Source organism: Arcanobacterium hippocoleae, assembly GCF_031456295.1.
Taxonomy (GTDB): Bacteria; Actinomycetota; Actinomycetes; order Actinomycetales; family Actinomycetaceae; genus Arcanobacterium_A; species Arcanobacterium_A hippocoleae.
Window position 1 is genome coordinate 1024536 of record NZ_JAVDUJ010000001.1, and the last position, 12766, is coordinate 1037301.

The following is a 12766-nucleotide window of genomic DNA, read 5'->3' on the forward strand; positions in this document are numbered from 1 at the left end:
ATTTCAGATTGACGTATCCGAAACCATCCAGTTATTTCACACACAAGGCAGCTAATAAACTAAACCCATTGACGAGATTAGTGACACATACTACATCACAGGCAGATAAAATATTCATGATATTTTAATGAAAGTATTCGCTTTTACCTCAAACCCTTTCAAGGAGCTTAAATTTTGTATTCCTCCCGTCAAAAATATGCGCTCATCGGAGGTCTACTAGGTTTTGCCGTGATTTTTATTAGCTGCTTTGCCGGGTATCAATATTTGAAAAAGGATCTAGCTCCCGCAAAATCTAGCGTGCAGCTTATATCAAGCACCCAATTGAGCGAACCACTTTTTATCCAAGGACTTGAGAAACTTGATGAGACACATCTCGCATACAGTTCGGGCCTATACGGCGCATCGACTATCGGGACAATAAACCACAAAACAGGAACTGTAACTAAAAATATGCAGCTTCCTGATCATGTTTTCGCCGAAGGCCTCACCCAGGTTGGCGCACAATGGTGGCAAGGCACTTGGAAAGAAAATAAAATTTACCAATATCCTGCCAACTTCTTTGCAAATAAAGCAGCTTCCACAATATCCACGAATAATCTGAAAATTATTGCATACCCAGGTGATTTTTGGGGAATATGTGCCGATAATATTAGCGGCACCGTATACATCTCGAACGGTTCAGATAAGCTCCTCAAATACGATAAAAATCTGAATAAAAAAGGCGAAATATCTGTCGGAATCAAAAATCTCAACGAGCTGGAATGCGCGAATGGAAAAATTTATGCCAATATTTGGCTCACGAACAAAATTATTGCCCTCGATCCGAAAAGTGAAACCGTCACAAATACTTGGGATTTAACTGATCTGGCGGAGCAGATTAGTGACGAAAATGGCGTTAAAAATCCAGACGCAGTTTTGAACGGTATCGCCCACTCTACAGATAATCTGTTTTATATTACAGGTAAACTTTGGAAGAAAATATACCTTGTAAAACTTCTGAACTGAGAATAATCATTAATGACGATGCACGCTCCCATAAAACTGTTTGCACAGTTTATGTTTGCGCGCATCCCGTCTTTAATTACTTCCGCTACCATATACATCCTACGCATATTGCAACGCAGCAAAATTTACTTACAGCTTCTTGTAAGCACCGCCCCTCCAAGTAAATCCACTTCCCAATTTCACTACTCAAGCAAAACAGAAAACTATCGGCTCACAGACTTAGCTTTCGATTTAAGTTACGCGCCGTGAAAAATATGAATCCAAAAATGAATAAGAAAACTCCCAATACCATCCCGAGTGGTAACTCATGATTTGCTGCGATAAAACCAAATTCTCTGGGTGAAAGCTCAAAACCACTCCAAGAATTACTACTTTCCCTGATCGTCAATGGCACTACAGCAGTTAAAATGACAGCGATTATCTGGGTACAAACCCAAGTTGCAATAGTCATGATCACGAGTCCACCATTCACACCACCAAAGCGACGCATCCGCTGTGTACTACCAATCGTAATAATAAAAGCAAACGCTGCTACGAGACTGATGCTGTAAAATAACGCAAGAATCAGTCCACCGATAATGTATGACGGGTACATTTCAAACTGCAGCTTCAGGAAATCTATTCCATGCATCACGCGCATATCACTACCGCTAAGAGGAACACCATCTGCAAGCATCTGCGCAAATTTACCTCGAAGTTCATGCGCATTTATTTCCACAGTGATAACGATACTAGCAATGATCGCCGTCACTACTGTCAATACAAAAGCCACCCAAGAGTGAAGCATCTTTACGAAAAGATGCACACTTCCACGTACCGGAATACCTGCCGTAAAAAATGCATATTTTCCATGCATCGATTCAAAGTAACTACTTGCTAGCACAACACAAACCAGCACCGCAAAAACATTAATGATGATGATACTTAAAACATAAACAAAAGAAACAGTATTACCGAATAACCCGATCATCCAAGCTGCAGGTAAATATCCAATAAGTAAATTTATGATCAGCAAGCTAAGTTGCACACCAATAAATCCCCAAACTAGCCGACCATTCAAACGCCATTCATGCCGCATTAACGCAGCAAATGAAACTTTATTTCGCAAATTTTTCTTTTCCATCACTATTCCACCCATTTTCTAATTTCCGATAACAAATTCCAGACGCTTTCAGGCTGTCCACTTATACATTTCTCGGAAAAGTTGATCTAAGCCAGTTCCATGCTTTTCACGCAAGCCGTCAGCATCACCGGCAAGTCGAATCTTTCCGTCATTCATAAAAACCGCGTAACTCACAATGGCTTCAATATCTTGAATTAGATGAGTTGAAATTATCATTGTTGATTCTGGGTTGAAATCATTGAGAATCCCGTGCAAAATCTGATCACGCGCAGCTGGATCGACACCCGATAAAGGTTCATCCAAAAGATATAAATCAGCTTTTCGAGACATTGCCATTGCTATTTGCATTTTCTCAACTTGCCCTTTAGAGAGAGTTGCAGCCGCACGATCGATCGGCACTCCAAAATAACGCAATTTTTCAAGCGCTTTTTCTTGATCAAAATCGGAGAAGAAATCCTGATACATTTGTGCCACTTGGATTCCAGTGAGCCGGTTCGGTACCGACAAAGAATCAGATAGAAAACTCGTCCGAGATTTCGTCAGTACTCCAGGGCGTTGAGTATTTAGCAAAACCGTGCCTTCATAATCAAGTACCGCTCCGGCAAGAATTTTTAACAACGTCGTTTTGCCACACCCATTCTCACCCATCAGCCCAACAATCTGACCTTTGGGGATTGCGAGATTCACTTGGTGCAATGCCTGCACATTATTTTTCTTTCGTGAACCACCATAAGATTTACTTAAATTTTCAACATAAATCGCGTTAGACATTTATCATCCTTACACATTCAACCGTTCCATTGTTTCGCTCCCACAACTAAAGCCGGAAACGAAAACGTTTACATTTTCCTTACACAAAGCCCTGTTTTCAGATTGCATAAATTGAAATTTCGCAGATTTCAATTTGCGTTTTCTACCGCGCCGGCATCCCAAAAATCAGACAAATATTCTCTTGCTTGCTTAGACGTAACCCCCAGAGATTGCATCCGTTCCGCAAACTCTTCCACATACATTCGCGCTATCCCCTCAAGAGACTGCGTAACAAGCTCCACATTCTCCGTCACAAATCTTCCAGCCGTACTAGGAGAAACAAGTAAGCCTCGCTCATCGAGAACGCTAAGAGATTTCTGCACAGTATTGGGATTCACTCCAAACTGCACAGCAAGCACACGAACACTTGGAATCTTTTCCCCCGGCTCCCACACCCCCGTAACAATGAGCCGCATACATTCTGCAACAACCTGCTCACTAATCGGCCGATTTGGATCAATTTGAAAACTTTTTAATACCATCACTCCCCTTTTTCTCCAACGCCATTCCGAAAACAGATTTAACACTCAGCTCGAACTGTACTAACACAGTAACACAGATTGTATTAGTGAAGCAATACAATAATAGATTTCTAATCACACCGATAGCTGCTTCAGAAAAGACCGCTCCGTCAAACAATTAACACTGCACACAATATTGACTACTCACCGCTCGCAAAGACGAAAACACTAGCGCAGTTCTGAAACGTACTGGTTTTATTCCTGCCTGTTTTTGCGAGGATTTGAACATGACTCAAAGGTACTCACAGAATTTTCAGAATCCCACGGTGCGGATGGTTAATGATCGTTTAGCCACGGCGATCCTTCGCACAGTTTATGGCAGGCGGCTGGTGCGATTGCATAATTGGTTTTGTCTGAATCGCTTTGCATCTAGGAGCGTGCCGGTGAAATGAACCGCCTATGAGACAGCGAGTTCAGAGTTGTGGCAGTAGTTTTGTGGACTTGTATGAAATTTGGATAAATATTCAGCGTCCTACCAAGACTATGAACTCTTGCAAAGTATGATCACAAAAGCTTTAGCAGAAATTTTCACAAAATTTGCTCGCGACTCGTTCTACAATAAAGACAGAAGAATCTGCTGAGACTAAATTATCTGAGACACTCTCAGCCAACTCCGCTCAAAATTACTCCTATTAGTAAGCAAATAAGCCAAATAAGCAAAGAAAGGCGCAATATGTCTGCTGCACACGATATCCCATTCCTGATCGGCGCCTACGCCTCCACATCTGGAGATCTTGCTTGGCAAGAAGAATATTACGATCTCCTAGCGCAAGAACCTTGGATTGGCGGGCTGGAAATTCCATTTTTCGGCGACGGACTACGCGAAGATCCTCATTGGTTTGCTCAGCAGATGAAGCCCGTCTACGCCGTAAACGTCTTAACCCCAATTCCAGGAGCGATGAAACATATTGGGGATAAATCATGGGGAATTGCTTCCCCCGATGAAGACGGACGCCACGCAGGATTAGCATTCCTACGCGCAGCCGTTGAAACAATGAAAGAAATGAATGACCTGACCGGCAGGCAATTCTTCTCATTCCTCGCCTTACATACTGCGCCTCAAGAGAAAGGCACCCGCGAAGCTCTTCAGCGTTCTCTAGAAGAGCTCGCACAATGGGATCTTGACGGGGCAAAGTTAACAATCGAACACTGCGACGCTTGGACAGAAGAACACGCGGTAGAAAAAGGATTTTTGAGCCTTGACGACGAGCTGGCGGCTATTGAAGCAGTAGGGGCACCGAACATATTCGAGTCACTCAACTGGGGGCGTGACGCCATCGAAGGACGCAGCACCGATCTACCTCTTGAACATATTCAGCAAACGGCAGCCCGTGGACACTTGGGCGGTATGATTCTTTCGGGAGCGCAGAATCAACATGACGGACAATGGGGACCCTGGGTTGACGCCCATATTGGACTGCACGAACACCAACCTGCATCTGTCTTAACCCGCGATCTGGGACGCGCCGCTTTTGAGGCAGCTCTTGAAAGCGCCCCGAAATATATCGGAGGAAAAATATCTCTTTCCTCTGGATCCAATCCAGAACGCATAGCTCTGCTGCGCGAAATAGCAGAATTAGCGAACTACCTGAACTGACGAACTAAATCTCATTTTCAATGAAAATCCTGAAAAAATTGCGGCAAAGTCCGACGTGAAGATGTCGCAATTTTTAACGGCCGGATTGCCCATCATGGCTATTGGTAGTGTTTTCATGATGGTTTTGGTAGAGTGTAGGGGAAGTCACCCCGAGGGGTTCGAGGCGGTTTCCGTGAAGAAGTTTTATTTCCGTTTACGCTTCTTCCTACTACCTACTACCGGGAGTGTATTTTGCTGAGCGAAAAGAGAGTACGTGAGGGTTTCCTATCGGGTGGATTGACATCTGCTGGTGGCGCGCTGCTCTTCTTCATCACTTTTCTTGTGCGAGGAATACAAGGCAAGTCTGTGCTTGAATGGTACATTCCTACAGTCTTATTTACGGCTGTTGCTGCTGTCCTTTTAGTGACGTGGCATGCGGGCAGGAAAGATTTTAAGCAGGCAGAAAAAACGTTTATTGCCACTGTAATTGTCGGGATTTTATCGGCGTTAGTTTCCGTTATCGGCGGATTTTTATTTCTTGGTTAAAGGATTTTTATTTACAGTCTTGGAGATTAAATAAAAATCTTCTGTTGCCGTTCTCGTATTTGGCTGCCATTACTTCACCATTTCGCGACATATGATGCACTGTAATGCAAGATACTTATATTTTGCTGTTACTGGCTCAGAAAGAGGGAACTGGGCATGAAGACCTCACTGGCAAAAGTATTCACTACTGTTGCAACAACAGTCTCGTTATACTTGGGCTGCCGTATGTAGGCGATGTAAGTAAAACCTCTATTGAGAAGATTACTGATTTTGGGGCATTCGCTTTCATTACCGCAGCAGGTTCACATAAGGTTGTAGATTATCTGGACACTGTATACCCAGAGGTAGACCATTCCGGATGGGATATTGACGTTATCCCTAGTCTGGATGGTTTGAGTACCCAAATCGAAGCTGCTAAGAGTGCTACGCTTGCTGCTGCTAAGGCGCAAGAAGCTGCCGCTGCTCAAACTCGCGCAGTAGTGCATAACCTGCTTGCTGCAGGGGTGACTAGTTCTGATGCTGCTGTGATTATGGGTGTAAGCAGGGGGCGTATCTCCCAGCTTGCCAAAAGCTAGCACCCCACACCCCCAAGACAAGTTTTTACCGCATCCAGCAAAGCACTCTGGCTTGTATCCTTACGCTCTAGGGCTGCCATAACTTGCTCATCGATAGTGCCTTTCGCAATCAGATGCGTGATAGTAACCGGACAAGTCTGCCCTTGCCGGTAGAGCCTAGCATTCAACTGCTGGTAAAGCTCTAGCGACCACGTGAGGGAATACCAGCAGATGAGGTGCCCGCCAGTTTGGAGGTTGAGCCCATGCCCTGCCGAGGCTGGATGAATCAACCCAATCCGAATCTTCTGACTATTCCAGTCAGTGAAGTCTTTTGCCACATCCAGGACTCTAGCTTGCGGGAAACGTGATCATCCCCGCATGCGCGGGGCTTACGTTACATTAACCAAAACAGTAAAATCTCATGACGGATCATCCCCGCATGCGCGGGGCTTACAAAGAAGATCAAGAACAAGAACCGCCCGCGTGGGGATCATCCCCGCATGCGCGGGGCTTACTGGCTGTGAGTGTGTCTTTTGTGAAAATCTTTAGGATCATCCCCGCATGCGCGGGGCTTACTGGCTGTGAGTGTGTCTTTTGTGAAAATCTTTAGGATCATCCCCGCATGCGCGGGGCTTACAAAAACAATACGGCAGAAAATATCATCAAATACGGATCATCCCCGCATGCGCGGGGCTTACCCAAAGGGTAGTCGTGCGATTGTGATGGTTAGGGGATCATCCCCGCATGCGCGGGGCTTACGATGGACACCTCAGCCCTGCCTACATCGGAAAGGGATCATCCCCGCATGCGCGGGGCTTACAAAAACAATACGGCAGAAAATATCATCAAATACGGATCATCCCCGCATGCGCGGGGCTTACCTCACCCATGTTGGTTCTGAGCTGTCTTCCCAGGGATCATCCCCGCATGCGCGGGGCTTACTCTTACGCAAATCAGGGCAGCTCGTAATCGGCGGGGGATCATCCCCGCATGCGCGGGGCTTACTCAATATATTCTCCGATTGGGAGTATGTTTATTTTTGCTTTTTCTGGTGCTTTTTCGATTTCGGGGAATAAGGCTAGTGCGTCTTTTACCTGGTCTGGTATTTGGTCAAGGCGGCGTGCCATTGTGAAAAGTCCGTCTATTTCATCGACGGTCACAGTCCACCAATCACATTCACGTGTCGCGCGTGCGGTGTATGTTCCCATTAGTCTGCTCCAATTTGCTTTAAGATTTTTTTCGCAAAGTTATTTGGTATCTCATTGTATCGTGGAAGGGTGGCGTATTTTTCGTTTACCCATATTTTTGTGTGGGGATCATCCCCGCATGCGCGGGGCTTACGCCTCAACAAAACTTTTTGTGCCTTAAGACGAGGGATCATCCCCGCATGCGCGGGGCTTACGCCGTGATTCGGTACTAGCTGGGCGGTGTCTTGGGATCATCCCCGCATGCGCGGGGCTTACGCCGTGATTCGGTACTAGCTGGGCGGTGTCTTGGGATCATCCCCGCATGCGCGGGGCTTACGGATCATTTATCGAGATGAGAAAGCAGAACCAGGGATCATCCCCGCATGCGCGGGGCTTACCCACTCTTTAGAGTGAGTGAGGTCTGCACACAGGGATCATCCCCGCATGCGCGGGGCTTACTAAGAGATATCATGCTTTCAAAGAGCAAATTGGGGATCATCCCCGCATGCGCGGGGCTTACCTACCAGAGCCAAAGGCTTCAACGCCAAATTGGGGATCATCCCCGCATGCGCGGGGCTTACCTACCAGAGCCAAAGGCTTCAACGCCAAATTGGGGATCATCCCCGCATGCGCGGGGCTTACTGCTGCTGAGTAAGAGTCATCATCGAGACAAAGGGATCATCCCCGCATGCGCGGGGCTTACTTTGCGAGATTCTATTCAGATAATATCGGCGGGGGATCATCCCCGCATGCGCGGGGCTTACTTCACGGTTGGAGGGGTTTTCCACCGCCAACCGGGATCATCCCCGCATGCGCGGGGCTTACCAGGTAGTGTGTCAGTGAATTTTAGGGTGCCGGGGATCATCCCCGCATGCGCGGGGCTTACCTGACACCTGTACCAATATTTTCCTTAGTGCCAGGATCATCCCCGCATGCGCGGGGCTTACCCACATGGAGGCAGAATTCCATGTGGACTGAAAGGATCATCCCCGCATGCGCGGGGCTTACGTGTTGATAATGAGCGCTATAAATGAGCAGCAGGGATCATCCCCGCATGCGCGGGGCTTACATTAAGTGACCAGCATTTTCCCGTTAGATCCTTCAATAAAATTATTACTGCAAAAGTAAAACTGCAAGATGCTCAAATAGCTATTAACACCGATTCAGTTTTACATCTGATCCTAATTTTCCTTATCCATAGCTAATCTCAGATCCGCTGTCATCCGCATCCACATTCAATAACACTTTACAATTTTCAAGCAACCTTTTATCCGGAATAGAATCCTTTTCCTAATTAAGCCGTACAAAATGTCGTAATATGTTTCTCTCACGAATCGCAAAAATCAATCCTCAGGATAATGCTCTTGCGCTTGCCGCTCTACGGCAGTACGAAAACGTCTCCGACGCGAAGCAATACTCCATCCTTCCGATTTATCTTGAGTTTTTTCCTTACGAGGAAAACTTTCCATTGCGCTCGATTTTTTTGATTTTTTAGATACGTGCGCCGTATTCGCCCCTCTGCTTGGTTGAAGAATAAGCGTCAGACCCTCTATTTCCATTGGCTGCCAAGTTTGCCCGACCGTACGAAATGCCATTCCTTGCTCGTTACGTTCAGGGTAAACAAGGAGTGCTTTTCCTCGCCCAGCTCCTTCTTCCACTTCGGTCCATAATTCATCACGAACTCTTGCAGATACGTTCCCCACAAATGTCCCAGGCATTAGCTCGAAAAGCCACCGTGTGAGTTTTCCTCGCAAAAGGTTAGGTATCGCTGATGTGACGAGAACTATCATCCTGCCTCCGCCGTCTCAAGCGTCTCTATTCTCTCCATATCCCTCTACTTTTATCTCTTCAACTTGAAACTTTGCTTTCACAGTATTTCGCAAAGTCCTTCTCAAATATCGATACCCATAATTAGAATCCACTGACATTATCGGCATCATAGTTAGCTCCAGCTTCAATTTCTCCACGCTGGAAATCCCAGAGAGTCACCACATCAGTATTGATTTCATCTTTCTTTTTAGCTGCCCCTAAAAGCGTCAAAATATCGCTGACGGCTCGCTGAATTATCTTTCTTTCAAATATTTGATCACGCATTCTTGTACGGATTGCACTCGTAAGATTCACTGGCATTGCAGCAACTACATCAAAAGCTAAAGGAATCGATAATTCTGCCTTATATAAATCAGCAATGTCATACACGAATGATCGCTCATGCCCTGAATGGATGAATCCTAGAGCAGGAGAAGCACCCAAGCCGACAATGACGGAATGAACCACGCCATACAGTGCCGCATTTGCAGCAGATAGTGCCTGATTTATCTGATCTGAGTCATTGAAATCTTCGGGTTTATAGTCTCTCCCTTTCCACGCTACCCCAGTTCTTTCAGCTTCCTCTCGATAGATGGCTTTGATTCTTGCTCCTTCACGCCCTCGTAAACGTTGCATTGTATAGCCAGATGTATCCTCATCGGGAAAACGCATCGCGTACATTTCTCTAGCTACCCGCAGTCGTTCCGTTTTGACGGTGACGAGACGCGCTTGCTGCTGGATCACAAGATTTGATTCCGCCAAGGATCGTCCATGCGCGTAATAGCGAACTCCATTCTCGCCGACCCATACTAAAGTAACTCCGCATTCGGCGATGAGTGTGACTGCCTGATGGCTAACAGAAGTACCAGGACCAAGCATGATGCAGACTAACTGGGCAGCTGGAACGTTGATCGTGCCAGTTTCATTTCTGGCTGTGATCGCGCCATCAGCTCTGTGCACAACGCAATGTTCAAGGTAAAGGAAAGTGATCCGATCTTTTAAGCGCGGAAGACTTATCCTGCTCGTGACATCAAAAATTCCCACAATGCTCTCAATTCACAGTTCTAAAGCAGTACCGCGTTCCCGTATTTCAGCATGTTCTAAGCGCATCCAGTATCAGTACTGCCATTATTCTGGTTTCGCTAACGTCAATAACCCATACCCGTATGCTTTCTCCCGTCCCACTCCTTCGCATAACGCTTTACGTAATAATTCTGGATTGGTGACGGTACACAAGCCTTCAAATACCGCATATGTGATCGGAACTCGCTGGTTTGCTCGTTTGTAAACCAGCTGTTGCCCGCGCCTTGTGATTTGTACAGTAGGATTTTCGCTCTCACTTTCGCCAACGCAGCTAATTCCTAATGCTTCAGTTTTATTTAGAAACCATTGAAGCTGCTGGTGAGCTGTTACGTGGGGAACTCTTTTCCCTCTGCTTCCTGGAATCCATATCGTGCGTGTGGGATTGGCACACAACTTGAATGCATACTGTTGCCCTTTCGTCAGCTGATCTAAAAATGCAGAATAATCAGCTATTTGTGCGGGAGCCGTTTCCCAACCTGCTTGCTCAATCAGACTCGCAGCATCAGGCTTCTTCTCAGATACAAGATAGACATAAAGAGCTTCACGCAAGCGATCTACTCGCCACAGTAATCTTCCCGTTTCTTCTAATGATCTGGGAAAAAGGGAAGACACTGCTGCATGCATCGCTTCAGGATTCCCAAGCAGCTTACGAGTTTGACGCCGAACAGCATTCAGCTCAATTCTGGTAAAGTACATTTTTCTCCTCTAAAGGTTCGGCACAAGCAATTCCATCGGATCATGAGCGGCATAATCTTCAGGCTGATATAGCTTCACCTGAACCCGGCGCACTTTTCTCCACGTATATTCTCTTTTCTCACGTGAATATGAGACGGGAATATCTCGATGCAGTTCTGTAATGGAGTGTGCTTCGTCTGCCCATTCGATACTTGGATCCAGTAATGCTTCAGCCCAATATTCTTCGCCTCTACACGCAATACGTCTCTGATACCATTCAGCTGCTTGCCACGGATACGTCTGCAATGCTCGCAAAAGATCCATCTCCACAATGCCCATAATTAAAGGTTGAGCCGGAGGGCAGGAACGCCTTCCCAAATAGAGTGGATAAACGGGATTCCGCAGCACCCGATCAAAGTGCGTAATTTTTTCCGCTTCCGCTGAGATAAATACGGTATAGACCGCATCTTCTCGGTAGAAGCGTGCAGATAATGGCATGCTTACTTTTCCGTCTAAAGAACGCTCGGTCTGGAAATCTCGCAAGAGCTTCCCTGGCTGATCAATGCGTACTGCTAATTGCAAATCGTTCAGATCACTTATATCAGCTTTCCGATCTCGCCCTTCCGCAGCGCACAGCAGCCCTAAAATTCCAGAACGGGTAGGAGCATCCTGCGTTTCTCGCACACTGTATCGAGAGGAATCTCCCCACGCCTGAAGCGGTGCAGCTAAGCGAAGTATTAATACACTCATTATTGAACCTCGGCTAGCTAAGCGCTTAATACGGCTATGATACGTTCTTCAAGGTCAGCTAGAGCCACGCTTTCTCCGAGTGCAGCAAATTCTTCGCCTTTATCTCCGATAGCCATCGTAAATGCGGCCTTGGGTTTGGAGTACACTTTTTCGAGTTCATGCTCATACTTGGCGAGCGCTTCGATGGAGCGGCTGGAATATCCGCTTGTTTCGTTTGCCGTTATTGGTTTTTCAAATGCCTGCACGAGAGAGACTGGCTGATCATTGCGTACCGCAATATATACTGCTTCAGGGAGAGTGCCGTTTGCGAAGGTATTTTGTTTTCCAGTCGGCATAGATGTAATAAATGCTTTCGCAAATGCAGCGACTGCACGCTTCGCGCTATCTACATCGCCGAGCGATGTTTCTAAAGCCTGCAGATTGATTGTCGCGTAACGGTATAGCGTGGACGATGTGAATTCTACCGTCCCAATCATGCCTGCACCCGCATCTGAAGAAGCGTCAGCAGATTTTACGTCATCAACAGCTGTGAAGTAATCATACTCACGTGCCGCAGCATGTGTGGAAATCGCGTGAGCCACTTGGCAGGAAGCATCCACATTAAGGTCTTTATCGTCTGCAACCATCCTGCCGAAAAGAGCAAGATCGTAAGAATTTAATTGTTTCAATGCATTTTTAGCTGATTTTTTGTCTGGTTTTACATTTTGATCCGCAGAATTGATAGCAATATCAGCTAGAGAATCGATTTGCACATTGGAAAGGAACCACAAAAATTTAGAATCAGGATTTCTTCCTTCCTCACCTTTCTTGGGCTGGTCAAATTTAACTCCACCTGCTTCCAGCACAGCCTGAGCTTTCCCATCAGCCATTTCAGCCAAATCAGCCCGCTTTTCAATAATCCTTTGAGCTACTAAATCAATAACTCGCTTTGTGCGAATACCCGCTTCTGCTTTGGGTAAGTCGCCATTGAAAGCAAGCCGTGCTGCCCGTTTCCAAGATTGGCTGGAAACGCGGTGACGGCGAACACCTCCATACATTGCTGTCTTTGCACTTCCGTTATCATCGCGGTTGATGAGTGACGGTGGAACGGTCTGGATAATGTGAAAATCAATATAAGTAGTCATTGT

General features: G+C 46.2%; 13 protein-coding genes and 2 CRISPR repeat arrays. Of the genes, 4 read left to right on the forward strand and 9 right to left on the reverse strand.

Features of this window, described 5'->3' with window-relative positions; genetic code table 11:
* The first annotated feature begins 174 nt into the window (after positions 1 to 174).
* Positions 175 to 1005, forward strand: coding sequence for a glutaminyl-peptide cyclotransferase (locus J2S36_RS04310; protein ID WP_309955912.1), 831 nt, complete (start codon positions 175 to 177; stop codon positions 1003 to 1005).
* Between the two features lie 211 nt (positions 1006 to 1216).
* Here J2S36_RS04310 and J2S36_RS04315 read toward each other — a convergent pair whose 3' ends face one another.
* The 3 genes from J2S36_RS04315 to J2S36_RS04325 form a co-directional block, all read right to left on the reverse strand.
* Positions 1217 to 2128, reverse strand: a complete 912-nt coding sequence (locus J2S36_RS04315; protein ID WP_309955915.1) for a hypothetical protein — start codon at positions 2126 to 2128, stop codon at positions 1217 to 1219.
* Between the two features lie 48 nt (positions 2129 to 2176).
* A complete protein-coding gene (locus J2S36_RS04320; protein WP_309955917.1) occupies positions 2177 to 2899 on the reverse strand; it encodes an ABC transporter ATP-binding protein in 723 nt (240 codons plus the stop codon).
* A 128-nt stretch (positions 2900 to 3027) separates the two neighbouring features.
* Positions 3028 to 3420, reverse strand: coding sequence for a GntR family transcriptional regulator (locus tag J2S36_RS04325; RefSeq protein ID WP_309955919.1), 393 nt, complete (start codon positions 3418 to 3420; stop codon positions 3028 to 3030).
* A 712-nt stretch (positions 3421 to 4132) separates the two neighbouring features.
* Between J2S36_RS04325 and J2S36_RS04330 the strand changes: the two genes are divergently transcribed.
* The 3 genes from J2S36_RS04330 (at position 4133) to J2S36_RS04340 (ending at position 6156) form a co-directional block, all read left to right on the forward strand.
* On the forward strand, positions 4133 to 5056 hold the full coding sequence (locus J2S36_RS04330) for a DUF4862 family protein (protein ID WP_309955921.1): 924 nt from the start codon (positions 4133 to 4135) through the stop codon (positions 5054 to 5056).
* Positions 5057 to 5287: 231 nt separating this feature from the next.
* A complete protein-coding gene (locus tag J2S36_RS04335; protein WP_309955922.1) occupies positions 5288 to 5581 on the forward strand; it encodes a hypothetical protein in 294 nt (97 codons plus the stop codon).
* A gap of 104 nt (positions 5582 to 5685) precedes the next feature.
* Positions 5686 to 6156, forward strand: a complete 471-nt coding sequence (locus tag J2S36_RS04340) for a hypothetical protein (RefSeq protein WP_309955923.1) — start codon at positions 5686 to 5688, stop codon at positions 6154 to 6156.
* Here the strand turns inward: J2S36_RS04340 and J2S36_RS04345 are convergent.
* The 6 genes from J2S36_RS04345 to cas7e all read right to left on the reverse strand — a co-directional run bounded on the left by J2S36_RS04345 (position 6153) and on the right by cas7e (position 12763).
* Entirely contained in the window at positions 6153 to 6473 is a 321-nt protein-coding gene (locus J2S36_RS04345) for a DEAD/DEAH box helicase (protein WP_309955925.1), read from the reverse strand. The genes J2S36_RS04340 and J2S36_RS04345 overlap by 4 nt on opposite strands.
* Positions 6474 to 6500: 27 nt before the next feature.
* Positions 6501 to 7141: a CRISPR direct-repeat array (repeat unit 28 nt; unit sequence GGATCATCCCCGCATGCGCGGGGCTTAC).
* A 307-nt stretch (positions 7142 to 7448) separates the two neighbouring features.
* A CRISPR array of direct repeats spans positions 7449 to 8391; the repeat unit is 28 nt; unit sequence GGATCATCCCCGCATGCGCGGGGCTTAC.
* Between the two features lie 274 nt (positions 8392 to 8665).
* Complete coding sequence (gene cas2e / locus J2S36_RS04350; RefSeq protein WP_309955927.1) at positions 8666 to 9112, reverse strand: type I-E CRISPR-associated endoribonuclease Cas2e; 447 nt, start codon at positions 9110 to 9112, stop codon at positions 8666 to 8668.
* A 121-nt stretch (positions 9113 to 9233) separates the two neighbouring features.
* Positions 9234 to 10175, reverse strand: coding sequence for a type I-E CRISPR-associated endonuclease Cas1e (cas1e, locus tag J2S36_RS04355; RefSeq protein WP_309955929.1), 942 nt, complete (start codon positions 10173 to 10175; stop codon positions 9234 to 9236).
* An 84-nt stretch (positions 10176 to 10259) separates the two neighbouring features.
* The gene (gene cas6e, locus J2S36_RS04360; protein ID WP_309955931.1) at positions 10260 to 10910 is read right to left on the reverse strand and encodes a type I-E CRISPR-associated protein Cas6/Cse3/CasE; all 651 of its coding nucleotides are present in this window, start codon (positions 10908 to 10910) and stop codon (positions 10260 to 10262) included.
* A gap of 9 nt (positions 10911 to 10919) precedes the next feature.
* The gene (gene cas5e, locus J2S36_RS04365; RefSeq protein WP_309955933.1) at positions 10920 to 11639 is read right to left on the reverse strand and encodes a type I-E CRISPR-associated protein Cas5/CasD; all 720 of its coding nucleotides are present in this window, start codon (positions 11637 to 11639) and stop codon (positions 10920 to 10922) included.
* 17 nt (positions 11640 to 11656) lie between these two features.
* Complete coding sequence (cas7e, locus tag J2S36_RS04370) at positions 11657 to 12763, reverse strand: type I-E CRISPR-associated protein Cas7/Cse4/CasC (RefSeq protein ID WP_309955936.1); 1107 nt, start codon at positions 12761 to 12763, stop codon at positions 11657 to 11659.
* Positions 12764 to 12766: the final 3 nt, after the last annotated feature.